Annotated in this window: 19 protein-coding genes and 1 pseudogene; 5 read left to right on the top strand and 15 right to left on the bottom strand. The window is 60.4% G+C overall.

Going from position 1 to position 24230, the window contains the following annotated elements:
- Positions 1–97 precede the first annotated feature (97 nt).
- Positions 98–2269 (top strand): glycoside hydrolase, encoded by a 2172-nt coding sequence (locus AACY36_RS17615; RefSeq protein WP_339497364.1) that lies wholly within the window; start codon positions 98–100, stop codon positions 2267–2269.
- 104 nt (positions 2270–2373) lie between these two features.
- Here AACY36_RS17615 and AACY36_RS17610 read toward each other — a convergent pair whose 3' ends face one another.
- The 12 genes from AACY36_RS17610 to AACY36_RS17555 all read right to left on the bottom strand — a co-directional run bounded on the left by AACY36_RS17610 (position 2374) and on the right by AACY36_RS17555 (position 14326).
- A complete protein-coding gene (locus AACY36_RS17610; protein WP_339497362.1) occupies positions 2374–3000 on the bottom strand; it encodes a class I SAM-dependent methyltransferase in 627 nt (208 codons plus the stop codon).
- 39 nt (positions 3001–3039) lie between these two features.
- A complete protein-coding gene (locus AACY36_RS17605; protein WP_339419905.1) occupies positions 3040–3684 on the bottom strand; it encodes a methionine ABC transporter permease in 645 nt (214 codons plus the stop codon).
- A complete protein-coding gene (locus tag AACY36_RS17600; protein WP_339497360.1) occupies positions 3674–4789 on the bottom strand; it encodes a methionine ABC transporter ATP-binding protein in 1116 nt (371 codons plus the stop codon). The genes AACY36_RS17605 and AACY36_RS17600 overlap by 11 nt, the downstream gene beginning before the upstream one ends.
- Positions 4786–5601, bottom strand: a complete 816-nt coding sequence (locus AACY36_RS17595) for a MetQ/NlpA family ABC transporter substrate-binding protein (RefSeq protein WP_339497358.1) — start codon at positions 5599–5601, stop codon at positions 4786–4788. Before AACY36_RS17595 ends, AACY36_RS17600 begins: the two co-directional genes overlap by 4 nt.
- Before the next feature lie 143 nt (positions 5602–5744).
- Positions 5745–7097: an LLM class flavin-dependent oxidoreductase gene (locus tag AACY36_RS17590; RefSeq protein ID WP_339497357.1), complete on the bottom strand. Its 1353-nt coding sequence runs from the start codon at positions 7095–7097 to the stop codon at positions 5745–5747.
- Complete coding sequence (locus tag AACY36_RS17585) at positions 7097–8290, bottom strand: SfnB family sulfur acquisition oxidoreductase (protein WP_339419909.1); 1194 nt, start codon at positions 8288–8290, stop codon at positions 7097–7099. Before AACY36_RS17585 ends, AACY36_RS17590 begins: the two co-directional genes overlap by 1 nt.
- 39 nt (positions 8291–8329) lie before the next feature.
- Entirely contained in the window at positions 8330–9571 is a 1242-nt protein-coding gene (locus AACY36_RS17580) for an SfnB family sulfur acquisition oxidoreductase (protein WP_339419910.1), read from the bottom strand.
- Between the two features lie 187 nt (positions 9572–9758).
- The gene (locus AACY36_RS17575; protein ID WP_339419912.1) at positions 9759–10523 is read right to left on the bottom strand and encodes a hypothetical protein; all 765 of its coding nucleotides are present in this window, start codon (positions 10521–10523) and stop codon (positions 9759–9761) included.
- A 312-nt stretch (positions 10524–10835) separates the two neighbouring features.
- Positions 10836–11582, bottom strand: coding sequence for an L-cystine ABC transporter ATP-binding protein TcyN (gene tcyN, locus AACY36_RS17570; RefSeq protein ID WP_339419914.1), 747 nt, complete (start codon positions 11580–11582; stop codon positions 10836–10838).
- A gap of 3 nt (positions 11583–11585) precedes the next feature.
- Positions 11586–12251, bottom strand: a complete 666-nt coding sequence (tcyL, locus tag AACY36_RS17565; protein WP_339419916.1) for a cystine ABC transporter permease — start codon at positions 12249–12251, stop codon at positions 11586–11588.
- Entirely contained in the window at positions 12251–13051 is an 801-nt protein-coding gene (gene tcyJ / locus AACY36_RS17560) for a cystine ABC transporter substrate-binding protein (protein WP_339419918.1), read from the bottom strand. Before tcyJ ends, tcyL begins: the two co-directional genes overlap by 1 nt.
- Positions 13052–13330: 279 nt before the next feature.
- Positions 13331–14326 carry a D-cysteine desulfhydrase gene (locus AACY36_RS17555; protein WP_339497355.1) on the bottom strand — a complete coding sequence of 332 codons (996 nt, stop codon included), beginning with the start codon at positions 14324–14326 and terminating at the stop codon, positions 13331–13333.
- Between the two features lie 235 nt (positions 14327–14561).
- On the opposite strand from AACY36_RS17555, the pseudogene AACY36_RS17550 reads away from it, so the two are divergent.
- The 3 genes and pseudogenes from AACY36_RS17550 to mgrA form a co-directional block, all read left to right on the top strand.
- Positions 14562–14824, top strand: a pseudogene (locus AACY36_RS17550) (hypothetical protein); the annotation flags it as partial.
- A 459-nt stretch (positions 14825–15283) separates the two neighbouring features.
- Entirely contained in the window at positions 15284–17245 is a 1962-nt protein-coding gene (gene betT, locus AACY36_RS17545) for a choline transporter BetT (RefSeq protein WP_339427384.1), read from the top strand.
- A 155-nt stretch (positions 17246–17400) separates the two neighbouring features.
- Positions 17401–18438 carry an L-glyceraldehyde 3-phosphate reductase gene (gene mgrA, locus AACY36_RS17540; RefSeq protein WP_314566791.1) on the top strand — a complete coding sequence of 346 codons (1038 nt, stop codon included), beginning with the start codon at positions 17401–17403 and terminating at the stop codon, positions 18436–18438.
- A gap of 127 nt (positions 18439–18565) precedes the next feature.
- On the opposite strand, the gene gshA is transcribed toward mgrA, so the two are convergent.
- The 3 genes from gshA to AACY36_RS17525 all read right to left on the bottom strand — a co-directional run bounded on the left by gshA (position 18566) and on the right by AACY36_RS17525 (position 23071).
- The gene (gshA, locus tag AACY36_RS17535) at positions 18566–20149 is read right to left on the bottom strand and encodes a glutamate--cysteine ligase (protein WP_339419923.1); all 1584 of its coding nucleotides are present in this window, start codon (positions 20147–20149) and stop codon (positions 18566–18568) included.
- A gap of 214 nt (positions 20150–20363) precedes the next feature.
- Positions 20364–20747 (bottom strand): PaaI family thioesterase, encoded by a 384-nt coding sequence (locus AACY36_RS17530; RefSeq protein WP_339419924.1) that lies wholly within the window; start codon positions 20745–20747, stop codon positions 20364–20366.
- Entirely contained in the window at positions 20747–23071 is a 2325-nt protein-coding gene (locus AACY36_RS17525) for a Tex family protein (RefSeq protein WP_339438765.1), read from the bottom strand. Before AACY36_RS17525 ends, AACY36_RS17530 begins: the two co-directional genes overlap by 1 nt.
- Before the next feature lie 356 nt (positions 23072–23427).
- On the opposite strand from AACY36_RS17525, the gene ompR reads away from it, so the two are divergent.
- The gene (gene ompR / locus AACY36_RS17520) at positions 23428–24168 is read left to right on the top strand and encodes an osmolarity response regulator transcription factor OmpR (RefSeq protein ID WP_010214095.1); all 741 of its coding nucleotides are present in this window, start codon (positions 23428–23430) and stop codon (positions 24166–24168) included.
- Positions 24169–24230: the final 62 nt, after the last annotated feature.

Below are 24230 nucleotides of genomic sequence, written 5' to 3'. Positions count from 1 at the left end.
ATAGGTGTGGGAAGGTTCCTGGAAACACTTTCGAGACATTTGCCTGGCGGTAATTGCATTACTCTCCGGGCCTGGTTTCGATTGGACGGTCTGTGTCATGCGCTGTTTTCTGCTGGTTTGTACCCTCCTGCTTTCGCCCCTGACGCTTGCGGGCACCGTACTGGAAAATAGCCTGTGGCGGGTCGAAATCGACCCCGCCACGCTGGCGTTGCGCGTCACCCCGGTGGGTGAAACCTCGGTGCAGGCCTCCAGCGGCACTCCAGCGCACACCGTCAGCGATGTGCAGGGCAATGCTAAGCAAGCCAGCTGGCAATGGGACGGCGGCGCGTATCGCCTGGTTGCGCGCCTTGAACAGCGTGACCTGACCCTGACCGTCACCGCTCGCGAACCAGGTGAGCTGGCGCTGCTGAACCAACCCGCCGAAGCGATTGGCCAAGGCCTGATCTGGCCCTTGGCCGAAGGGCATTACGTGCCTGCCGGCAACGCCGTTTGGAAGGCCTTTCTACTCGAGCAGGGCGTCATCAACACCACCCAGGATCTGAGCCTGCCGTTGTGGGGTGTCGATCACGGCACGTTTACCCTCAACTGGTTGCTGACCAACCCCTATAACAACCGCCTGCGCTGGCAGGAAGGCATGGCCCTCTCATTGGCCCATGAATTCACTTCGCTCGAGCCGTCTAAGCCGATGACCCTGCTGTTGCACCTAGGCGCTGCCGACCCATTGGCCGGGGCCAAGCGTTATCGCCAATGGCTGGTGGAGCAGGGCCGGTATGAGCCGTTGGCGGACAAACTGCGGCAGACGCCTGAGGCCGACAAGTTGCTGGGCGCCAGCCACGTCTACCTGTGGGGCAACGATCTGCTGGCCCCGGAGGATGTACGCCACTGGCCTTTATTGCTCAAGCGCTTGCGCGGTCATGAACTCAAGGGCTTGTTGGACAAGGAAGCCACGAAGGTCCTGGCCCAGGGCACGGCGTTGAATCGTTACGAGCAGACAGTGCTGCTTCGGGGGCTGAACGCGGCGATCAACAAAAAGGCCCGACAGAGTTGGCAGATTGCAGAGCCCGATATGACACGGCTCGCGGCGCGCTACGGCGAGCTGCGCAGCGAGTTGGCGGTGGACTTTGCCGGGGCCTTGAGTGATACCCCTGCAACCTGGGGCAGCACAGCGATCCAGTCGCTGCGCGACTCAGGGCTCCCACGCTTGCTGCTGACCCTGGGCGAAGGCTGGGAAGGCGGCCTGTGGCACCCTGAGTCGATCCGCGCCGGTGTCGACGCCGGCTACCTGATGGCGCCCTATGACTCCTATGAAACGGCCCTGGCCGCCACGGAAAACCCCGATTGGACCACCGCCCACCTGGGCAGCAAGGCCTATCGCGACTGCGCAATTGTGTTGAAGGGCGGCAAGCTCAAGACCGGCTTCCAGCAATCCGGTCACTACACCGACCCGCGCTGCGTGCGGTCCTTATTGGAAGCACGAGTAAAGGCCGTTCAAACCAAGGCGGGCTTCAACGCATGGTTCCTCGATGCCTACGCTACCAGCATGGTCTTCGACAGCTACCGTGACGGCGCTCCAATGACCCAGGCGCAAAACGCGCAAGGCAACATCGACGCCTCCCGTTGGCTGAATACTGCACTCAAGTTGCCCGCCGGTTCTGAAGACGGCAATGCCATCACCGCCCAGGGCATCCTGTTCGCCCATGGCATGCAGACGCCTGTGATCGGTTGGGGCGACCAGGCCATGACCAAAGACAAGCAATCGCCCTACTACGTGGGCAACTGGTACCCGCCGGAACAACCGACAGTGTTTTTCAAATCGGTGCCGTTGAAAGAACCCTTTCGCACGGTGTATTTCGAGCCGGACATGCGCCTGCCGCTGTACCAGGCGGTGTTCCACGGCTCGGTGATCACCACCCATCATTGGCTGTTTGACAGCCTGAAGCTGAGCAATGTGCGGGCCGAGAATGAGTTGACCCAACTGCTCTACAACGTGCCGCCGCTGTATCACTTGAGCGCTTCGACGGTCAGCCAGCGATTGCCGTTGATCCAGCGCCAGGATCGTTTTTTCCGGCCGCTGCATCAGCGCCTGGCGACCCAGGCAATGACCGGGTTTCGGTGGCTGACAGCGGATCGTTTGGTGCAGGAGACCACGTTTGCCGATGGGACGCGGTTGGTGGCGAATTTTGCTGCTGAACCGAGAGAGGGATATCCGGGGCGTAGTGTGACTGCGCTGGTTGTGGGTGAGAAATCGGTGGTGTATCAGGTCGATTAGCTCACCCTGCCAAACCGCTATCGCGGGCAAGCCCGGCTCCCACAGGGAAATGCATTCCAACTGTGTAGCTTGCCTGCGATGAGGCCAGCGCAGGCAACACAGACCTAGTTCTTTCTCCACACACTCGCCAACCAAGGCTGCTGCTCCCTCGGTAAACCAGCAGGCCGGTAGTAATGCTCCAGCTCCATAAACCCCGCCCCCGCCAACAGCGCCTGCCACGCCGCCAGGTCGTGATAAGACCCATACCGCGGCCCATTCCAGCCTTCCAGGTTCTCACCGCGTGGATTGGAGCTGAACAAGACGCCACCTGGTTTCAACGCCCCATGCAGCTGCTCCAGCACACGCGGCAATTCCTGCTTGGGAATATGAAACAGCACGGCATTGGCAAAAATCCCGTCAAAGCGCTCGGCAGGTAGGTCCAGTTTCAGGAAGTCCTGCTGCAACACTTCACAACCACTGTCTTCGCGCGCCATCTGCGCAAACCGCTCCGAACCATCGAGCCCCACGGCGATATGCCCCATGCGCGTAAACGTCTGCAAATCGCGCCCCGGCCCACAGCCGAAATCCAGCACGGTAAACGGCGCGCAGCCCTGGATATGCCGCAGCAGCGCGTCGATGTTCTGGCTCACATCGTGATCGCGGGTGCCTTCGCGGAAGTCCTCGGCCACTGTGTTGTAGTGGCCGAGGGTGGTGGCGGTGATCTGGTCGAGGTCGTCGGGCTTGAGGGTCATGACGGGGAATACCGGGTACTGAGAGGGCCCGACTATACCTCACCGCTTGTTCAACACCCGCGCCAACCGATCCCCACCCAACTGGATCACTGCCACCAGAATCACCAGCAGCACGATCACCGTCAGCATGATCTGCGTATCAAAGCGCTGATAACCGTAGCGGTAGGCGATGTCACCCAAACCGCCGGCGCCAATCGCCCCGGCCATGGCGGACGAGTTGATCATGGTCACCAAGGTGATGGTGAACCCGCCGACAATCCCCGGCAACGCTTCCGGCAACAGCACGTGCCAGATGATGTGCCAGCGTCGGCAGCCCATGGCTTGCGCGGCTTCGACCAAGCCGTGGTCGACTTCGCGCAAGCTCACCTCGGCAATCCGTGCAAAAAACGGCGTGGCGGCGATGGTCAATGGCACGACCGCCGCCCAGACGCCATAGGTGGTGCCGACGATCAGCCGGGTGAATGGGATCAGCGCCACCATCAGGATTAGAAAGGGTATGGAGCGGAACAGATTGACGAACGCCCCCAGCATGCGGTTGAGCGCAGGCGCCTGGTAAATGCCGCCTTTGTCGCTGGTGACCAGGAACACCGCCAGTGGAATTCCCACCAGCAAGGCGATCAGCGACGACACGCCGACCATCAACAAGGTGTCGATGGCACCCTGTACTAAACGTTCAAACCACATAGCCCAGCACCTCCACCTGTTGTGCCCAATTCCCGGCGCGTTTACGCAGCTCTTCGGCACTGTGGGCCGAGCCACTCACCGCCAGCAGCAGTTGCCCCAGGGCGTGGCCCTGGATACGTTCCACGCCGCCTTGTAGCAGGCGTACACGCGCGCCAAGCGCGCTGAACAACGCGGCTAGGTCCGGCGCGTCGCTATCGCTGCCGGTAAACTGCAAGCGCAGCACCACAGCGGCATCGGTGGATTGCGGTGTGGCCTGCAAACGGCTTTGCAACTCGTCCGGCAGCCCATGTTGCAGCGGTGCCAGCAGGGTTGTGCTGACGTCATGTTGCGGGTTGCCAAACACTTGCCACACCGGGCCTTGTTCGACGATTCGTCCGTGTTCCAACACCACCACGCGGTCGCAGATTTCGCGGATCACTGCCATCTCGTGGGTAATCAACACAATGGTCAGGCCCAGGCGCCGATTGATCTCGCGCAGCAGGCCGAGGATCGACTGGGTGGTCTCCGGGTCGAGGGCCGAGGTGGCTTCGTCGCAGAGCAAAATCTCTGGGTCGTGTACCAGCGAACGAGCGATGCCCACGCGCTGTTTTTGCCCGCCGGAAAGCTGCGCCGGGTAGGCTTTGTGCTTGTCCTGCAAGCCGACCAATTCCAACAGCTCGCACACCTTCTGCTCACGCTGGGGCTTGGGCACTCCGGCGACTTTCAGTGGCAATTCGACGTTTTGCCACACGGTCTTGGCCGACATCAAATTGAAGTGCTGGAAGATCATGCCAATACGCCGACGCAGCGCCACCATGCGGTCTTCGTCAAATTCGCCAATGTCCACCTGATCGATCAGCACCCGTCCGCTGCTCGGTTGCTCCAGGCGGTTGATAGTGCGGATCAGCGACGACTTGCCGGCGCCGCTGCGGCCGATAATGCCGAACACTTCACCACGCTGTATCGCCAGGTCGATGCCTTGCAAGGCGTGCACAGTGCCGTCATAGGTCTTGCCCAGGTTGATAAAACGCACATGAGCGCGGTTCAGGTCCGCATGCAGTTCTGTCTGTTCGGCGTCCCTGGGCGCTGAGCTGAGGTCGCGCAGTTGCGCATCGGCGGCGGTCATTTTTTATCTTCCCAGCCGACTTGGTAGAGCTTGCCGAGGGATTTATCCAACGCAGCGCGCACCACGGGCGAGTGCTGGTAGATATCGACGAACTTGATCACCCGTGGGTCGGCTTTGCTTTTCGGCTGGATCACGAACTGGATCACGTATTCCGGGTGGTCGAGGCCGTCGAACAGCAGCGCCGACTCAGCATCGAAGGTTTTGGACAGGCGGATATAGGCCGGGTAGCCCTGCACCAAGTCTGCATCGTCATAAGCGCGCACCAGTTGTACGGCCTCGACTTGCAGGATCTTGATCTTTTTTGGGTTGGTCACAATGTCTTCTTCGGTGGCCTTGTAGCCCAAGCCCGGCTTGAGGGTGATCAGGCCAGCCTTGGCCAGCAATTGCAGGCCGCGACCGCTGTTGATCGGGTCGTTGGCAATCGCCACGCTGGCGCCCTGGGGCAAGTCGTTGATGCTTTTGTATTTTTTCGAATACAGCCCGACGTTGTTGATGATGCCCGGCGCGTACGGCACGAGGTCAAAGCCGGCGGCGGCCTTGGCGTTTTCCAGGAACGGGATGTGCTGGAAGTAGTTCACGTCGATATCACCGGCGGCCAGGCTGACGTTGGGCGCGATCCAGTCGGTGAACTCCACCAGCTTGACCTTCAGGCCTTGTTTGTCGGCTTCGGCGACCGCGGCTTCCAGGGGAATGGCGAAGGCGGCGGTGGTGCCGATTTTCAACGGCGCATCGGCAGCGAACACTGCAGAGCTGAACAAACCGAAGGCCAGGGCCAGTGCTTTGACTGGGTGGGAGAGCAGTGTTTTTTTCATGGTCGATTTCCAGTCATCAGGTGTATTCATTAACAACTCGGTCAACTGTGGGAGCTGGCTTGCCTGCGATGGCGGTCTTTCAGCCACATTTGTATTCGCTGACCTACCGCTATCGCAGGCAAGCCAGCTCCCACAGTTTTGGTTCAGTGTCGGTAGGTGGAGCCGGCGTGCTGTTCGGGTAACCGGGCGCTGCCATGGAAGATCTTTTCGCGCAGCGTTCCGGTGCCATAAGCAGTCTTGTACGAGCCACGGCGTTGCAACTGCGGCACCACCAGATCAATGAAGTCCACATAGCTTTCCGGCGTAACAATGCGCGTCAGGTTGAAGCCATCCAGGCCGGTCTCGCTGATCCACGACTCCAGCTCATCAGCAACTTGCTCAGACGAGCCCACCAACGTGATATAGCGCCCGCCCAGGGCGTGTTGCTCGAGCAATTTGCGCCGGGTCCAGTCGTTGTTCTGCAGGTTCTTGGTGGCCGATTGGATCGCGTTGCTCTTCACGTACTGGATAGGCTCGTCCAGTTCGTACTGAGCGAAGTCGATCGCGGTGGACGCCGAGAAATGCGCCACGCCGGCCTCCGCGCTGGCGTAGCTCAGGTATTCGGCGTGCTTGGCCCAGGCCAGCGCTTCAGTGGCGCCAACGATCACGTTGAGGCCCATGAACACCTTGATGTCATCCGGGTTGCGCCCGGCTTCCACGGCGCTGGCGCGCACCTTGTCCACCTGGATTTTGGTCGCGGTCTTGTTCTGCCCGCTGATGAACACGCATTCGGCATGACGCCCGGCGAACAGCAGGCCCCGGTCCGAACTGCCCGCCTGAAACAGCACCGGCGTACGTTGCGGCGACGGTTCGCACAGGTGATAACCCTCCACCTGATAGAACTCACCGTGATACTCGACCTTGTGCACCTTGCCCGGCTGCGCATAAACCCGCGCTTGTGGATCGTTGATCACTGCGTCGTCTTCCCAACTGCCTTCCCAGAGTTTGTAGAGCACCTCCAGGTATTCATCGGCTTGGTCATAACGGCGGTCATGCTCGACCTGCTCGGTAAGCCCCATGGCCTTGGCGGCGCTGTCGAGGTAGCCGGTGACGATGTTCCAACCGACCCGGCCACGGCTCAGGTGGTCGAGCGTGGACATGCGCCGCGCAAACAGATACGGCGGCTCATAGGTGAGATTGGCGGTGAGGCCGAAGCCGAGGTTTTTTGTGACGGCGGCCATGGCCGAGACCAGCAGCAACGGGTCATTCACCGGCAGTTGGATCGACTCCTTGAGCGGCACGTCAATCGAGTGCTGGTACACGTCGTACACGCCGACGATATCGGCAATGAACAGGCCGTCGAACAGCCCACGCTCCAGGGTTTGCGCCAGGTCGGTCCAGTACTCGATGGTTTTGTATTGGGTGGACGTGTCCCGTGGATGGGTCCACAGGCCGTGGTTGATGTGCCCGATGCAGTTCATGTTGAAGGCATTGAGCAGGATTTTCTTCTTCGCCATCAAAGGGTCCCCCGCAGTGGCGGGTTTTCATTGTTGAGGTAGTAATTGCCCACCGCGTGGTACTTCCAGCGCACCGGGTCGTGCAGGGTGTGCACGCGGGCGTTGCGCCAGTGGCGGTCAAGGCCGTGCTCGGCCAGGGTGGCCTGGCTGCCGGCCAGTTCAAACAGCGTGCTGGCGGCGGCGAGGGCAATTTCGGTGCTCAAGGCACGCACTTCGGCGATGGCAATCGAGGCGGCAGCAACGGTCTCGGCGTTGCCGTCGGCCTGGGCGCGGTCGAGAAATTCCCCTGCGCGTTCCAACAGCGCCTCGGTGGCGTGCAGGCGGATGCTCAGGTGGCCGAAGCTTTTCAGGGTCAGCGGGTCTTCAGTCGCCTTGTCGCTGCCGGAATCGATCCACGGGCGGGTCTTGGTGCGCACGAAGTGCAGCGCATCTTCAAAGGCTGCGCGGGCAATGCCGGTGTCGATGGCCGCATGGAGGATCTGCGCCAGCGGGCCGACGGTGGTCGGGCGTTCGAAGGCGCTTTGAAACGCGATCACGTCATGAGCGGCAACCCACACCTTGTCGAACACCACCGAACCGCTGCCGGTGGTGCGTTGGCCGAAGCCGCTCCAGTCGTCGATGACCGTCAGGCCGTCGCTGTCGCGCGGGACAAAGGCGAGTTGCTGCACGCCCTGTTCATCCACCACTGACGTGGGGATGCGCTGGGCGTAGATCGCACCGGTGGAATAGAACTTGCGGCCGCTGATACGCAAGCCGTCGCCGTCGCGGGTGATGGCCGTGACGCGGTCATGGGCGGTCTTGGTGCCCAGTTCCGCCAGGGCGTTGCCGAAGCGCTGACCGCAAAGGACTTCGGCGTACAGACGCTTTTGCTGCGCAGGGCTGCCGTTTACGCGCAGCACTTCCAGTGCGTAGAAATGGTTCTGCGGGATCTGGCCCAGCGAGGCGTCAGCCTGGGCGATCAGCCCAATCACCTTGGCCAGGGTGACGTTGGACACGCCTGCGCCGCCGTATGCCTTCGGCACGCTGATACCCCACAGGCCGGAGCGGGAAAACACGTCCAGCTCGGGCAGGGGCAGGCGACGCTCGCGGTCGCGCTGGGCGCTGTCGCGGCGCAAGTCTTCAGCCAGGTCGCTGGCGACAATCAGGGCGTGTTCGTCGCTGGTAATGACCGCGACGTTAGGGGGAAAAGTCATGGGTTTCTCCAGACGCTCGTAAAAAAGTGTTCTGGTCAGTCAGATCCAGGAATGTCGAGCCGGCAACGTGCCGTTCAGTCTATAAGCGCCCACCGCGTGGTACTTCCAGCGCACCGGGTCGTGCAGGGTGTGCACCCGCGCGTTGCGCCAGTGGCGGTCGAGGTTGAACTCGGCAAGGGTGGCGCGGCTGCCGGCCAGTTCGAAGAGCTTTTCGCTGACCAGCAACGACACTTCGGTGGTCAGCACTTTCGCCTCGGCCACGGCAATCGACGCACGCGCGGCTGACTGAGCGGTGATCGGCGCAGCGCTGACCTGGTCCAGCACCTGACCGGCCTTGCGCAGCAGGGCTTCGGCGGCGTGCAGTTCGATCTTGAGCTTGCCGATCTCGGCGATCACATACAGGTCATCACTGGCGCGTTCGACCTTGGCATCGATCCAGGGACGCGAGCGTTCACGAACGAAGGCGATGGTGTCCTCAAGCGCGCCGCGCGCAATGCCGGCGTCGATGGCGGCCTGAATCAGTTGGGAGACGGCGCCCTGGATATTCGGGGTTTCGCCGATGCGCCAGTTTTCCACGACCCGTTCGGCGTCCACCGGCACTTGGTCCAGCAGCACCGTGCCACTGGCGGTAGTGCGTTGGCCGAAGCCCGACCAGTCATCGACAATGCGTAGCCCTTCAGTGCCACGGCGCACGAACGCCATGACCTGCCTGCCGTCATCGTTCAGCGCTTTGACCGCAACCCAATGCGCAAACAGCGCGCCGGTGGAATAGAACTTCTGGCCGCTGATCACGTAACCGTCACCCTTGGCGGTGATGCGCGTCTTGAGCTCCAGGGTGTTCTTGGTCCCGCGTTCCGGGCCGCCATTGCCGATGCGCCAACCGTCGAGAACGCTTTGGAACAGCTGCTTTTTCTGGCGCTCGGTGGCCGCACCCTGTAACAGGTGCAGGATGCCGAAATGGTTCTGCGGGATCTGCCCGAGGGCCGGGTCTGCCGCGCTGATGATCGCGAACACGTCGGCCAGGGTGACAAAAGACACCTGCGGGCCGCCGTATTCACGGGGAATGGAAATACTGCCCAGCCCACTGCGGGTGAACTGCTCAATCTGCGCCCACGGCAGCTGGCGTTGCCTGTCGCGCTTGGCGGCTTGCGGGCGCGCAGCCTGAGCCAGCTCCTGTGCAGCGTTCAACGCCTCTGCATCGTTGCGCAGCACAGCGGCCGGCAACAGCAGGGGAGCTACGTCCAGATCACTCTGGGGAGTTGTTAGAGCCAAGTTAGACATCAGCGCCGCTCCTTGGCTGCACGTAATGCCCTGACGTTGCGCACCGGGGTAAACCTGACCATACCGACCTCGCATTCAATGAAATAAAAACAGAAAATTCAGAGATGTCCGGTGGTCCGGTGCATATACCCTAAGCGCATTAAATATTTAAATAAACTAACGTTTGGGAATATGTATAGAAGGTCTTTCACCCTGGTTCGCAGGGCGACCCGAGAGGGCGGGGACGATAGATCAGCGCAGTCCCGACCGGGTGGGTTGGCGCCTCGGCGGCAATGCGTAAAGTGCGGGCGGGTGCCCAGCGTGAGTTGTTGCCGACGCGATCCAGAATGCAATAGGTCACCTCCAGCCGGCAGTCGTCGCCGGCTTCGACAATCACCGTCGAAGGCACCCACACCTGCACCGCCTGGCCGATTTCCCTGGCCTGGATCTTCGGCAGGTCCAGGCGCACATCGCCCCAGCGCAGGGTGATGGCATCGCCGGTGGTCATGTTCAGGTACGGCTCGATGGTCAGAGGGATACCGCGCCGTACCTGGCTGGCGTTGACGCCGCAGCGGCGGATGGTCTCGGGCAGGCCCACGGGGGCGAGGTTGTGGTTTTCGTCGTGGTACAGGGGCGAGGGTTCGCCGCCAGGGTAGTGGGTCTTTACGCGCACCCGCGTTTCGGCGGAGCGCGCAGGGCCATGGCCGATCTGCATGACCTGGTAATGGACCTGCGCCGGTCCATCCAGCACGAAACTTTCCGGCACCCGCAGGTGGATGAATGCGCCGACCTTGCACGCGGTCACCCGCCGTGACGCGGCAAAGCAGTTGTTCCAGAACAGCTCGATCAGGTCGCCTTCATCCATGCCGGGATACGGCGCAATGTCGACCTGCAGGTGTGTGGCGGCGAGGGCATTGATGCCATTGCCGATGGCCTGGGGCAGTGTCGGTGCAGTGAGCAGTGGGGGCGTCATAAATAATCTCCTTGATACAGCCAGCAGCAATCGTTCCGGACCTTTGGCGCGGGTGCGCGGGATGACCGAAATGAACGATTCAGAAAACAGCCGGGATAGGATCCAATCCTCTGAGCGCTAGATAAGAGGGTTGGCCAAGGGGCGTCAATGGCGGCAAAAGGCTAAACGGTGGGTTTTGTGATATTCAGAAGGGTCTGACTGGGAGGGGGATTTATAGTCCCGTGTGGCGGGGTGTTTTACGGCGTGGAATGGCGATTTCCTGTAGGAGCGCGCTTATGTGGGAGCTGGCAAGCCAGCACCCACATAAGTGTGTCAGTGAGCCAGGAATTTGCTCAAAAACTGCCGGGTGCGTTCTTCCTTGGGGTTGGCAAACAGTGCCTTGGATTCGCCTTGTTCCACGATCACGCCCTTGTCGAAGAAGATCACCCGGTTGGCCACGTCACGGGCAAAGCTCATCTCGTGGGTGACGATAACCATGGTGCGGTTTTCTTCGGCAAGGCTGCGAATGGTCGCCAGCACTTCGCCCACCAGCTCCGGGTCCAGCGCCGAGGTGGGTTCGTCAAACAGAATCACCTCCGGCTCCATGGCCAGTGCACGGGCAATCGCCACGCGCTGTTGCTGGCCACCGGACAAGCGCCGTGGGTAGACATCTTCCTTACCTGCCAGGCCCACCTTGGCCAGCAGTTTGCGCCCCAGGGCGTCAGCGGCTTCGCGCGGCATCTTCTTGACCACGGTGGGGCCTTCGATGACGTTTTCCAGCGCAGTGCGGTGCGGGAACAGGTTGAAGCTCTGGAATACAAACCCCACGTGCTGGCGCAGGCGCCGCACCAGGCTTTGTTGCTGGTTGATCGGCCTGCTGGTGTCGATTTCGATGTCGCCTACCTTGATGCGGCCACTGGTGGGCTGCTCGAGGAAGTTCAGGCAGCGCAGGAAGGTGGTCTTGCCGGAACCGCTGGGGCCGATAATGGCGATGACTTCGCCTTCCTTGACCTCAAGGTCGATGCCGTTGAGCACCACCTGACTGTTGAATTGTTTGGTCAGTTTTTCAACCACGATCATGCTTCAGGACTCCAGGTCATGCCGGTTGACCCGGGCTTCCAGACGATTTTGGAAATACGCCAGGATGCTGACCAGCACCCAGTAGATCAGGGCGGCCGACAGGTACATCGCGAAAATCTCGAACGTGCGCGCGGACACCAACTGCGCCTGGCGCAGCAGCTCGGGCACTTGGATGGTCGCTGCCAGCGAGGTGTCCTTCACCAGCGATGTAAAGCTGTTACCCAGCGGTGGCAATGCCGTACGCATCGCCTGCGGCAGGATCGCCCGACGCAGGGTTTGCACACGGGTCATGCCGATACTGGCAGCGGCTTCCCACTGGCCACGCTCGATAGAGCTGATGGCGGCGCGCAAGGTTTCACAGATATACGCTGCCATGTTCAATGAGAGGCCGATCAGCGCGGCGGGAATCGGGTCGAGTTCGATACCCACTTGCGGCAAGCCGTAATACATCATGAACAGCTGCACCAGCAACGGCGTACCGCGAAAGAACGACACGTAGATGCGGGCGATCCAACTCAGCGTCTTGAAGCGCGACAAACGCATCAAGGCCAGGCCGAAGCCCAGCACAAAGCCGAAAAACAAACCGCCCAGGCTCAAGATCACGGTGAAGTACACGCCCTGCATCAAGAAGGGCGTGGAATTCAGGATCAATTGAAACTTTTCTTCCATTATTGGGTAACGTCAGCGTTGAAGTACTTCTCGGAGAGTTTTTTCAACGTGCCGTCTGCGCGCAGTTTTTCGATGGCCTTGTTGACCGCGGCCAGCAACTCAGGCTCGCCTTTACGCAGGGCTACGCCTGCTTCTTGACGAGAAAATGCGTCACCGGCAGCGGCGGTGTCCGGGGCTTTTTTGGCGTATTCCAGTGCCGCCAGGCGGTCGATCAGGATGGCGTCGATACGGCCGATGCGCAGGTCCTGGAACTTGGTTGGGTCATCTTCGTAGGTGCGGATATCAGCGTTCTTGACGTTGGCTTTCACCCACTCCTCGTAGTTGGTGCCCAGGCCCACCCCGACCTTTTTACCGGCCAGGTCGGCAGCAGATTTGATATTGAGTTTGTCTTCGTTCTTCTTCAGTACCAACGCCTGAATCCCGGAAACGGTGTAGGGCTCAGAAAAGTCGTACTTCTTTTTGCGCTCTTCGGAAATGGTGACTTGGTTGATCACCGCGTCCAGTCGCTTGGATTCCAGTGCGGCCAGGATACCGTCCCACTTGGTGGCCTGCAGTTTGACCTTCACGCCCAGCTCCTTGGCCAGCGCTTCGGAAAACTCGACTTCAAAACCCGCGAGCTTGCCGTCTTCCCCGACAAAGCTGAAGGGTGGGTAAGTGCCTTCCAGACCGACGTTGATGACGCCGGCTTTCTTGATGTTGTCCAACTGCTCGCCGGCAATTGCCTGGCCCATCAGGCCAGCCCCGAGTGCCAGGCCCAAAGTGCCGACCAGCAACGTGCGACGGAATACAGAAATAGTCATGAAGAGCCCCTGTGTTTTTATGTTGAGCGAAGCAGGTGACGCGGTAGTCGTATCCTGCCTTAAAGCGCGTAGCGCGTCTTCGCCTACGGCGCGACTATAAAGCGGGTTTTTAAGACTTGAAAATAATATTAATTAAATTTTATATGCGTTTTTCGAATACGCCGTAGATCCAATGTGGGAGCGGGCTTGTTCGCGAATGCGGCCTATCTTTCACCAATCCGGTGACTGACACACCGCTTTCGCGAGCAAGCCCGCTCCCCTATTTTGATCCGTGTGCATTCAATTAAATGCGCCACCATAGGCGAACAATGCCGGTGCCCCGCCGGTATGCAGGAAAATGATCGGCCCGTCCTCAAAGCGCTGACGCCCGATGCCATCCAGCAAACCGGCCATGGCCTTGCCAGTGTAGACCGGGTCCAGCAACAGGCCTTCCTGACTCGCCAATAGCTTGACCGCAGAAAGGGTGCCGGCGTTCGGTTCGCCATAGCGCGGCCCGAAGTATTCGTCCCACAGGATCACCTTGAACGCTTGCGGGATATCCACACCCAGCAACTGCGCGGTACGTTCGGCCAGGTCCTGCACTTTCGGGCGCTGGGCTTCGTCGGTACGCGACACGGTGACGCCAATTACGGGCAGGTCTGGCAGCACTTCGCTCAAGGCCAGGGCGAGGCCGCTGTGGGTCCCCGCACTGCCGGAGGCCAGCACCACGGCGGCAAATTCGATGCCGCTGTCTTCGATCTGCGCGGCCAGCTCAAGCCCGGCGCGTACATAACCCAGGGCGCCCAGGGCATTGGAGCCGCCGATAGGCACCAGGTACGGCTTCTTGCCGCTGCTGCGCAGGCGGTCGGCGAGGGCATTGAGCTGGTCGTCGACGTTGTCGAGGTTTTCCACCAACTCTACTTTGGTGTCGAACAGGTCCAGCAGCAGGCGGTTGCCGTTGCCCAGGTAGTTGGGGTCGTCGTTACCGGTAGGGTTTTCCAGCAAGGCCACGCAGCCCAGGCCCAGCTTGGCGGCCAGCGCAGCGGTCTGGCGTACGTGGTTGGACTGGATAGCGCCGGCGGTCACCAGGGTATCGGCGCCTTGGGCGATGGCATCGGCGGCCAGGTATTCAAGTTTGCGCAGCTTGTTGCCGCCCATGGCCAGCGGCGTGGTGTCGTCGCGCTTGACGTACACATCCCTGCCCAGCCAGGCCGACAGCCGCTCGAGTTTTTCCAGGGCAGTGGCGCCGCCCAGCAATTCCAGGCGGTTAAAACGGTCGAGCTGTTGTTTGATCATGGCTACGCACGGTTGATGAGTATGGGGCGACTATAGGCAGGCACTTTTCATCGGGCAACCGGTTTGGTTATTTGCTCGGCATAATTGGTTATTAAGGTGCTGCTCCGCATGACGTAGAGTGGTGGCCCCTTCAGCGGCAAGTCATCAGCGACAAGCTGCAAGTTGATCGCGCTCAACTTGCAGCTTGTCGCTTGAAGCTTGTTACTTCGCCTCCCCATTTTCAGGCGTGACGACGTTGAGCGAGCGCGCCAGTCATTGGCAATTACAGACCATCGTCAGTCAACTGCGCGGCGCCCGTGACCAGTGGCGAACCCGCAATGGCCGCTTGAGTGGCAAACATGGCGGGGCGAATTGCCGTCCCTGCGCAGCCTGTTGGACACTAATGTGCTCGCCGCCTACCACGTCTACCCGGCCGCCCGCAGCGTCGATGAAGTGCTGCTGTGCTACCCCGGCATCCTGGCGGTGATTCACCATCGTCTGGCCCACCACCTGTACCGCAACCAGGCAGTTGGTGTTTGACGAGGTCAAAATGGGTCGGCGTGTGTTCGGTGATCGCCAGTAATCGGCTTGTCGGCGTTGCAGGCATAGTTGAATGACCTTTCGGGGGCGTCAGGAATCATTCGATTGTGTTGAGCTTGCGCGCTGACAGGCGGCACATATTGCTTGGAGTTTTCTGTTTTTTCCTCGGGCTATGTGCTGAACGTTTTGTCATCTCAGCCCGTCATACCTTTCCCTGAGCTAGTGTAGGAGTTGTCTGCCGCTCGGCCCTGCAATTAGTCCCAGACCGCCTATCCATGTTTAACTTGAATGCTCGTTCAAGTTAAACCCGGTGGTTCGCTGCCCGCTCACAACAGGAGGCTTACCTTTGCTGAGTCCGTTATTTACAGCCACATCGCTCATCGTCGGGGTGCATCGTTCATGAGTGCATCGTCCACCCCCGCAAGCGGCCTGGTGCGCATGAATGCGCCGGTCTTCTACTTTGCCGCCAGCTTCATCCTGCTGTTTGGCATCACGGTCATTGCTATCCCGCAACAGGCCGGCGCTTGGCTGCTGGCCGCGCAAAACTGGGCGGCCAACACGGTCGGCTGGTACTACATGCTGGCGATGACCCTGTATCTGCTCTTCGTGGTGGTCACCGCATTATCGGGCTACGGCAAGATAAAACTCGGTGCCGACCACGACGAGCCCGAATTCAGTTACCTGTCCTGGGCCGGCATGCTGTTCGCCGCCGGGATCAGCATCACGTTGTTTTTCTTCTGCGTGTCCGAGCCGCTGACGCACTTGGTGCAACCGCCCCAGGGCGAGCCGATGAGCGCCGATGCCGCGCGCCAGGCCATGCAGGTGCTGTTTCTGCACTGGGGCCTGCACGGCTGGGGCGTGTTCGCCTTTGTTGGTATGGCCTTGGCGTATTTCGCCTACCGGCATAACTTGCCGCTGGCGTTGCGTTCGGCGTTGTATCCGCTGATAGGCAAGCGCATCAACGGCCCTATCGGTTACGCGGTGGATGGTTTTGGCATCATCGCCACGGTGTTTGGTCTCGGTGCTGACATGGGCTTTGGGGTGTTGCACCTCAATTCCGGGCTCGATTACTTGTTTGGCCTTGCCCATACCCAGTGGATCCAGGTTGGTTTGATCACCCTGATGATGGGCGCCGCGATCTTGGTCGCCGTAGCCGGCGTCGACAAGGGCGTGCGAGTGATGTCCGACATCAACATGCTGCTGGCCTGTGCGCTGCTGCTGTTCGTGTTGTTCGCCGGGCCCACCCAGCATTTGCTCAATACCTTGATCCAGAACATCGGTGACTATTTGGGCGCCTTGCCGAGCAAGAGTTTCGACGTGTATGCCTACGACAAACCCAGCGACTGGCTGGGCGGTTGGACGGTGTTCTACTGGGCTTGGTGGATTGCATGGTCGCCGTTCGTGGGCCTGTTTATCGCGCGGATTTCCCGTGGCCGGACCATTCGTGAGTTCGTATTCGGCGTGCTGCTGATCCCGCTGGGGTTCACCCTGGCGTGGATGTCGATCTTTGGCAACAGCGCCATTGACCAGGTGCTCAACCACGGCATGGCCGCGCTCGGTCAGTCGGCCATCGATGATCCGTCGATGAGCCTCTACCTGCTGCTGGAAACCTACCCGTGGAGCAAAACGGTTATTGCGGTCACGGTGTTTATCAGCTTTGTGTTCTTCGTCACCTCGGCCGACTCCGGCACTGTGGTGCTGTCCACACTGTCGTCCAAGGGCGGCAACGCTGACGAAGACGGGCCGAAATGGCTGCGGGTGTTCTGGGGCGTGATGACCGGGCTGGTCACCAGTGCCTTGCTGTTTGCCGGCAGCATCGACTCGCTTAAATCCGCGGTGGTGCTGACCTCGTTACCGTTCTCGATGATTCTGCTGCTGATGATGTGGGGGCTGCACAAGGCGTTCTACCTGGAGTCGCAAAAGCAGATCGCCCAATTGCATTCGTTGGCGCCGGTGTCGGGTTCACGCAAGGGCACAGGCGGCTGGCGCCAGCGCTTGAGTCAGGCCGTGCATTTCCCGTCAAGGGATGAGGTGTATCGGTTCCTTGAGACCACGGTGCGCCCGGCGATTGAAGAGGTGACGGCGGTGTTCGTCGAAAAAGGCCTCAGGATCGTCACCCAGCCTGATCCATCCAACGACAGCGTCAGCCTGGAAATCGGCCACGGCGAGGAGCATCCGTTCGTTTATCAGGTGCAGATGCGTGGCTATTTCACGCCGTCATTTGCACGCGGTGGAATGGGTTCCAAGCAGCTCAACAACCGTCGCTACTACCGGGCGGAAGTGCACTTGAGCGAGGGCAGCCAGGACTACGATCTGGTCGGCTACACCAAGGAGCAGATCATCAACGACATTCTCGACCAGTACGAGCGGCACCTGCAGTTCCTGCATTTGGTGCGCTGAGGCGACAGACCGCGCATTTACGCCATTGGAACGTACCCCTCTCACAGGACTTTGCTGTAAAACGAAAGGGCAGACTTAAGCGATTCAGCTGGTTAAAAGACCTGGGAATATCGTTATTCCCAGGCCTTATTTGCCTACGTCCAAGAGAGGATTCGATGACTTACATTGCTGCCGAAAACCGCTATGAATCTATTCCGTACCGCCGCGTAGGCCGCAGTGGATTGGTGCTGCCTGCACTGTCCCTGGGGCTGTGGCACAACTTTGGCGACAGCACCCCGATCGATACCCAGCGCGCCCTGCTGCGCACCGCGTTCGACCTGGGGATCAACCACTTCGACCTGGCCAACAACTATGGCCCGCCCTACGGCAGCGCCGAGATCAACTTCGGCCGTTTGCTGCGCGAAGACTTTAAGCACTACCGCGATGAACTGATCATTTCCAGCAAAGCCGGCTGGGACATGTGGCCTGGCCCCTACGGCCAGGGCGGCGGTTCGCGCAAATACGTGCTGGCCAGCCTCGACCAGAGCCTGCAACGTCTGGGCGTCGACTACGTGGATATCTTCTACTCCCACCGTTTTGACGCCGACACCCCATTGGAAGAAACCGCCAGCGCCCTCGCCACCGCCGTGCAACAAGGCAAGGCGTTGTACATCGGTATTTCCTCCTACTCCGGGGTAAAAACCCGCGAAATGGCGGCCCTGCTCAAAGAGTGGAAAGTGCCGCTGCTGATCCACCAGCCAGCCTACAACCTGCTTAACCGCTGGGTCGAAAAAGACCTGCTGGACACCACCGAAGAACTCGGCGCCGGGGTGATCGCGTTCACGCCGTTGGCCCAGGGTTTGCTGACTGACAAGTACCTCAACGGCGTGCCGGCCGATGCGCGGGTCAATCGCCCGGGCGGTGGTTCGTTGCAGGCCAAGCACCTGTCCGAAGAAAACATCGCTCATGTGCGGGCGCTTAATGAAATCGCCCAGCGTCGTGGTCAGAGCCTTGCGCAATTGGCGTTGGCTTGGACGTTGCGTGATCCACGGGTGACTAGCGCGCTGATCGGTGCGAGCCGGCCGGAGCAGATCATTGAAAACGTCGGTGCGTTGAAGAACTTGAGCTTCAGTGCGCAGGAGCTGGCGGAGATAGATCGGTTTGCGCAGGAAGGTGGGATTAACCTGTGGGAAAAGCCATCTACTGCTGAGTAACCGGACACACCTCGGTAAAATTGTGGCAGCGGGCTTGCGCGCGAAGGCGGGGTGTCAGTCGATACATGTTTGACTGATACACCGCCTTCGCGAGCAAGCCCGTTCCCACAGGGGGCTGCGTAAGGATTTAGTTGCTGATGGCCAGAATGCTCGCCTGGTACGACCCGACAAACACATCAAAGTCGCCCACTTCGTTCTGCTCCAGCTCTGCCTGTTGCGCCAGCGATGTACGTGCCAGCTGTTCAAAGCGCGCCTGCTCGTCCGCCGGCAACGGCTCTTTGCGAAAGTGCTCAGCGTGCAACTGGCTCTGGTGCAGGGAGAACTGCGCAAAACTCTCTTTACGCTCGGCCATCGCCGCCAGCACCTGGGCCGACGGCGTCAGGGACGGGTCCTTGACCTTGGCCAACTGAGCATCCAGCGCCTGGCTGTGCTCGGTGATGCCGTGGCTCTCATCCAGCAACGCGGCCAACGGTGCAATCTGCTCCAGCAGCTCGGCAGCCCATTCCTTCATGTCCACCGGTTGCCCCTGACGTTGCAATTGCAGGCCCGGACGGCGACCTTCCTTGACCACGCTGAGGAAGTTGGAGGTTGCGTTGCCACATTCGTTGTTGGCGAACAGCGGGCTGTCGTTCAGCGCGCAATACAGCAGGAATGCGTCGAGGAAACGCGACTCCGGCAGGTCGATGCCCATCGGCAGGAACGGGTTGATGTCCAGGCAGCGCACTTCGATGTATTGGATGCCACGTGCCATCAGCGCCTGGATCGGCCGCTCGCCGGTGTAGGTCACACGCTTGGGGCGGATGTTGGAGTAGTACTCGTTTTCGATTTGCAGGATGTTGGTGTTGAGCTGTACCCATTCACCGTCCTTGTGCGTGCCGACTTCTACGTACGGCGCGTAGGGCGTTGCCACCGCTTCACGCAGGCTGTCGGTGTAGCTGACCAGGTCGTTGTAGCACGGCGTGAGGCCGGCCTGGGCGTTGCTCTGGTAACCCAGGTCGCTCATGCGCAGGCTGGTGGCGTAGGGCAGGTACAGGGTGTCAGCGTCGAGCACTTCCAACTGGTGCGAGCGACCGCGCAGGAAGCCCGCGTCCAGCGCCGGCGAGGCCCCGAACAGGTACATCAGCAGCCAGCTGTAGCGACGGAAATTGCGGATCAGCGCGATATAGGCGTTGGACTGATAGTCGCGGTCAGTGCCGACAAATCCTTCAGTTTCCTTGAGCAACGGCCATAGCTGTTCCGGCAGGGAAAAGTTGTAGTGGATGCCCGCGATGCATTGCATGGTCTTGCCGTAACGCAGGGCCAGCCCCTTGCGGTACACGTACTTGAGCTGTCCGATATTGGACGTGCCGTAGTAGGCAATCGGAATGTCTTCCTCGGCCGGCAACGGGCACGGCATCGAGGGGCTCCACAGGTATTCGCTGCCGAGCTTGGTGTAGGCAAACCGGTGGATCTTGTCCAGGCTGCTCAGGGTATCGGCCGGGTTGGGCAGGGCGGGAGTGATGAACTCAAGCAGCGATTCCGAGTAGTCAGTGGTGATCAGTTCGTTGGTCAACGCGGCGCCCAGGGCTTCGGGGTGCGGCGTGTGTGCCAGGCGGCCATCACCCGTAACGCGCAGGCATTCGCGCTCGATGCCGTGCAAGCACTGCTCTAGCAGGGAGAGGTGTTCGCGCTTGCCGAGCAAAGCCAGGCGGCGGTTGAGAAGTTCGCTCAAGTTGGATTCCTTCACGCGTCAGTCGCCCCAATATGGGGGTGGGCAGGACGGTCTACAAGGGTGAAGTTAAAACTGGCGTGATCGCCTGGTTCAGAGTCGATTTGACCCGCTGTGAAAAAGCCTACTTCACTCCATGAATTTGGCTACAGCACGGCAAGAAAATTCCGACGCTGTGATTGCAGCGCCGAAATTAACTCAAATCGGGGGTAGGGGGCTATAGGACAGCGAAGGTACCCTGCGCTTTTGCGATAAGTCTTTCGTCTTGGTACACATCCGCCTCGACCACCAGCGTGCGGCGCCCGGCATGAATCACCCGGCTGGTGCACAGCACGTCACCGCCTTCCACCGCACGGATATAGTTGATTTTGCACTCGATGGTCGCGCTCTGCTGGTCGAAACCATGTGAGCTGGAACAGGCCAGCCCCATCGTAATGTCCACCAGGCTGAAAATCGCCCCGCCATGGAGCTTGCCCGCGCGGTTGCGCAAGTGCGGCTCCAGGGTCAGGGCCACCTCGGCAACGCCTTCCTCAAGGCGTTGCAGACGGCAGCCGATCAGTTCGCTGAACGCGCTCTGGGTCAAGCCGGCCGGAATTTCCATCAACGCTTCTTCAACTGTTTAGCGTTGGCGAACAGCGAGGCCATGGCGTTGTTGCTCGGCGCTGCGGTGGCGGTGTCCTTGCGCGGAGCGCTGTTTTGCGACTGGCGCGGTGCGGAGCCTGGACGTGCGCCACGGGCACCGTCGATTTTCTCACCGGGGGTGTCGCTCATGCGCATCGACAGGCCGACACGTTTGCGCGGGATGTCAATTTCCATGACCTTGACCTTGACCACGTCACCGGCTTTCACCGCTTCGCGTGGATCCTTGATGAATTTCTCCGAAAGCGCGGAGATATGTACCAAACCGTCCTGATGCACGCCGATATCCACAAAGGCGCCGAAGTTGGTCACGTTGGTGACGACGCCTTCGAGGATCATGCCCAGTTGCAGGTCCTTGAGGTCTTCGACACCGTCCTGGAACTCGGCGGTCTTGAACTCGGGGCGGGGGTCGCGGCCCGGCTTTTCCAGCTCTTGCAGGATGTCGGTGATGGTCGGCACACCGAATGTTTCGTCGGTGTACTTCTTTGGATCCAGACGCTTGAGGAATGCAGCGTCACCGATCAGCGAACGGATGTCGCGGTCGGTTTCGGCGGCGATGCGTTGCACCAGCGGGTAGGCTTCCGGGTGAACCGCGGAAGAATCCAACGGGTTATCGCCGTTCATTACGCGTAGGAAACCGGCGGCCTGTTCGAAGGTTTTTTCACCCAGGCGTGCGACTTTTTTCAGCGCTGCACGGGTTTTGAACGCGCCGTTTTCGTCACGGTGAGTCACGATGTTTTGCGCCAACGTGGCGTTGAGGCCGGAAATACGTGCAAGCAGCGCGACGGAAGCGGTGTTCACGTCTACGCCGACGGCGTTTACGCAATCTTCCACCACTGCATCCAGGCCGCGCGCCAGTTTCAGCTGCGACACGTCATGCTGATACTGGCCCACGCCGATGGATTTAGGGTCGATTTTCACCAGTTCGGCCAGTGGATCCTGCAGGCGACGAGCAATCGACACCGCGCCACGGATCGACACGTCGAGGTCCGGGAATTCCTTGGATGCCAACTCCGACGCCGAATACACCGAGGCGCCAGCCTCGGAGACCATGACTTTGGTCATCTTCATGGCTGGGTATTTCTTGATCAGTTCGGCGGCCAGCTTGTCGGTCTCACGGCTGGCAGTGCCGTTGCCGATAGCGATCAAGTCGACCGAGTGTTTGGCGCACAAGGCGGCCAGGATCGCGAGGGTCTGGTCCCATTTGTTGTGCGGTACATGCGGATACACAGTCGCGTGGTCCAGCAGCTTGCCGGTGGAATCGACCACGGCCACTTTGCAGCCAGTGCGCAGGCCTGGGTCGAGGCCCAAAGTGGCACGTGGCCCGGCCGGGGCAGCCAGTAGCAGGTCGTGCAGGTTGTGGGCGAACACGTTGATCGCCTCGGTTTCGGCGCCGTCGCGCAGTTCGCCCAGCAGGTCGGTTTCCAGGTGGGTGTAGAGCTTGACCTTCCAGGTCCAGCGCACCACTTCACCGAGCCACTTGTCCGCAGGACGGTTCTGATTCTGGATGCCGAATTGTTGACCGATCATGCCTTCGCACGGGTGCATGGTGCCCGGCAACTCGTCGCCGACCTTCAGTGCGGAGCTGAGAATGCCTTCGTTGCGGCCACGGAAAATGGCGAGTGCACGGTGGGACGGCATGCTCTTGAGCGGCTCGTCGTGTTCGAAGTAATCGCGGAACTTGGCGCCTTCTTCCTCTTTGCCGGCGATGACGCGGGCACTGAGGATGGCTTCCTGCTTAAGGTAGGTACGCAGTTTTTCCAGCAGGCTGGCGTCTTCGGCGAAGCGCTCCATGAGGATGTACTTGGCGCCTTCGAGGGCGGCCTTGACATCGGCGACGCCTTTTTCGGCGTCGATGAAGCGCGCGGCTTCGGTTTCCGGGGTCAGCGACGGGTCGTTGAACAGGCCGTCGGCCAACTCGCCCAGGCCCGCTTCCAGGGCGATCTGGCCCTTGGTGCGGCGCTTTTGCTTGTACGGCAGGTAAAGGTCTTCGAGGCGGGTCTTGGTGTCGGCGAGCTTGATGTCGCGCTCGAGTTGGGGGGTCAACTTGCCTTGTTCCTCGATGCTGGCGAGGATGCTGATGCGCCGTTCGTCGAGTTCTCGCAGGTAGCGCAGGCGCTCTTCCAGGTGACGTAGTTGGATGTCGTCGAGGCTGCCGGTCACTTCTTTACGGTAACGGGCGATGAAGGGCACCGTGGAGCCTTCATCCAGTAGAGCGACGGCCGCTTCGACCTGTTGTGGGCGTACACCGAGTTCCTCGGCGATGCGGCTGTTGATGCTGTCCATAAAACCACCTGAAATTCTTAAAAGCAGCTCGCAAGCCCGGAAAACAAGGCGTTGGGAGGCTGGTTGAGCGGCCCGACTGGCGCCGCTGCCTGGGTCAAGAGGCAGCCTATTGACCCTCGAAATCGAAAAAATCACGACAAGCGGTGAAAAAAGCCTCGGCATCAAACGGTAACTATCTGACGTTGCCCTGCACGACGGCGCCGCATTATAACCAGCGTTCTGCCCTTGGGGGGGATTGCGCCAACGGTTGTAGGGCGCGGGTTCGCTGGCAGTAGAGGAAAAATCTGCTAACAATGCACACGGTGCGTATAACGGCAGCTAGGCCATAATGCGCGCCGAGATAAGAGGAGCATCTAATGAGCAGCACTGCACAAACTGCTGAAGGCGAGAAAATTCTCATCGTTGACGACGATCCGGGGCTGAGCAGCCTGCTGGAGCGTTTCTTCAACTCCAAGGGCTACCGCGCCCGCGCGGTGCCGAACACTGAGCAGATGGACCGCCTGTTGGGGCGTGAAGTGTTCAACTTGGTCGTGCTCGACCTGATGCTGCCCGGCGAAGACGGCCTCACCGCCTGCAAACGCCTGCGCGGCGCGAACAACCAGATTCCAATCATCATGCTTACCGCCAAGGGCGATGAGCTGAGCCGCATCAAGGGCCTGGAGCTGGGCGCGGATGACTATTTGGCCAAGCCGTTCAACCCGGATGAGCTGATGGCTCGAGTCAAGGCCGTGTTGCGTCGCCAGGCAGCCCCGGTACCGGGCGCACCCGGCAGCGAAGACGAAAGCGTCACTTTTGGCGACTACGAACTATCGCTGGCGACCCGTGAGCTCAAGCGTGGCGATGAAGTGCACATGCTGACCACTGGCGAATTCGCCGTGCTCAAGGCCCTGGTGATGAACGCTCGCCAGCCGCTGACCCGCGACAAACTGATGAACCTGGCCCGTGGCCGGGAATGGGACGCCCTGGAGCGCTCCATTGACGTGCAAATTTCCCGTCTGCGCCGGATGATCGAGCCGGACCCCTCCAAGCCTAGGTATATCCAGACGGTGTGGGGTGTGGGTTATGTGTTTGTGCCGGATGGCAATAAAACCAGTTGACCGATGATTTGCAGGGCGGGCCTCCCGGCGTTTGATTCCATGAGGGTCGACGGGAGGTCCGG

The sequence above is a fragment of the Pseudomonas sp. EA_15y_Pfl1_P101 genome (assembly GCF_963970835.1).
GTDB lineage: Bacteria > Pseudomonadota > Gammaproteobacteria > Pseudomonadales > Pseudomonadaceae > Aquipseudomonas > Aquipseudomonas tritici.
Note: the sequence above shows the minus strand (reverse complement) of the source record. Positions and strands in the feature narration are given on the sequence as shown.

Bases quoted from the DNA above. Each gene is read 5' to 3' on its own strand.
- AACY36_RS17615 (WP_339497364.1), top strand. From the start codon at position 98: ATGCGCTGTTTTCTGCTGGTTTGTACCCTCCTGCTTTCGCCCCTGACG.
- AACY36_RS17610 (WP_339497362.1), bottom strand. From the start codon at position 3,000: ATGACCCTCAAGCCCGACGACCTCGACCAGATCACCGCCACCACCCTC.
- AACY36_RS17605 (WP_339419905.1), bottom strand. From the start codon at position 3,684: ATGTGGTTTGAACGTTTAGTACAGGGTGCCATCGACACCTTGTTGATG.
- AACY36_RS17600 (WP_339497360.1), bottom strand. From the start codon at position 4,789: ATGACCGCCGCCGATGCGCAACTGCGCGACCTCAGCTCAGCGCCCAGG.
- AACY36_RS17595 (WP_339497358.1), bottom strand. From the start codon at position 5,601: ATGAAAAAAACACTGCTCTCCCACCCAGTCAAAGCACTGGCCCTGGCC.
- AACY36_RS17590 (WP_339497357.1), bottom strand. From the start codon at position 7,097: ATGGCGAAGAAGAAAATCCTGCTCAATGCCTTCAACATGAACTGCATC.
- AACY36_RS17585 (WP_339419909.1), bottom strand. From the start codon at position 8,290: ATGACTTTTCCCCCTAACGTCGCGGTCATTACCAGCGACGAACACGCC.
- AACY36_RS17580 (WP_339419910.1), bottom strand. From the start codon at position 9,571: ATGTCTAACTTGGCTCTAACAACTCCCCAGAGTGATCTGGACGTAGCT.
- AACY36_RS17575 (WP_339419912.1), bottom strand. From the start codon at position 10,523: ATGACGCCCCCACTGCTCACTGCACCGACACTGCCCCAGGCCATCGGC.
- tcyN (WP_339419914.1), bottom strand. From the start codon at position 11,582: ATGATCGTGGTTGAAAAACTGACCAAACAATTCAACAGTCAGGTGGTG.
- tcyL (WP_339419916.1), bottom strand. From the start codon at position 12,251: ATGGAAGAAAAGTTTCAATTGATCCTGAATTCCACGCCCTTCTTGATG.
- tcyJ (WP_339419918.1), bottom strand. From the start codon at position 13,051: ATGACTATTTCTGTATTCCGTCGCACGTTGCTGGTCGGCACTTTGGGC.
- AACY36_RS17555 (WP_339497355.1), bottom strand. From the start codon at position 14,326: ATGATCAAACAACAGCTCGACCGTTTTAACCGCCTGGAATTGCTGGGC.
- betT (WP_339427384.1), top strand. From the start codon at position 15,284: ATGAATGCGCCGGTCTTCTACTTTGCCGCCAGCTTCATCCTGCTGTTT.
- mgrA (WP_314566791.1), top strand. From the start codon at position 17,401: ATGACTTACATTGCTGCCGAAAACCGCTATGAATCTATTCCGTACCGC.
- AACY36_RS17530 (WP_339419924.1), bottom strand. From the start codon at position 20,747: ATGGAAATTCCGGCCGGCTTGACCCAGAGCGCGTTCAGCGAACTGATC.
- AACY36_RS17525 (WP_339438765.1), bottom strand. From the start codon at position 23,071: ATGGACAGCATCAACAGCCGCATCGCCGAGGAACTCGGTGTACGCCCA.
- ompR (WP_010214095.1), top strand. From the start codon at position 23,428: ATGAGCAGCACTGCACAAACTGCTGAAGGCGAGAAAATTCTCATCGTT.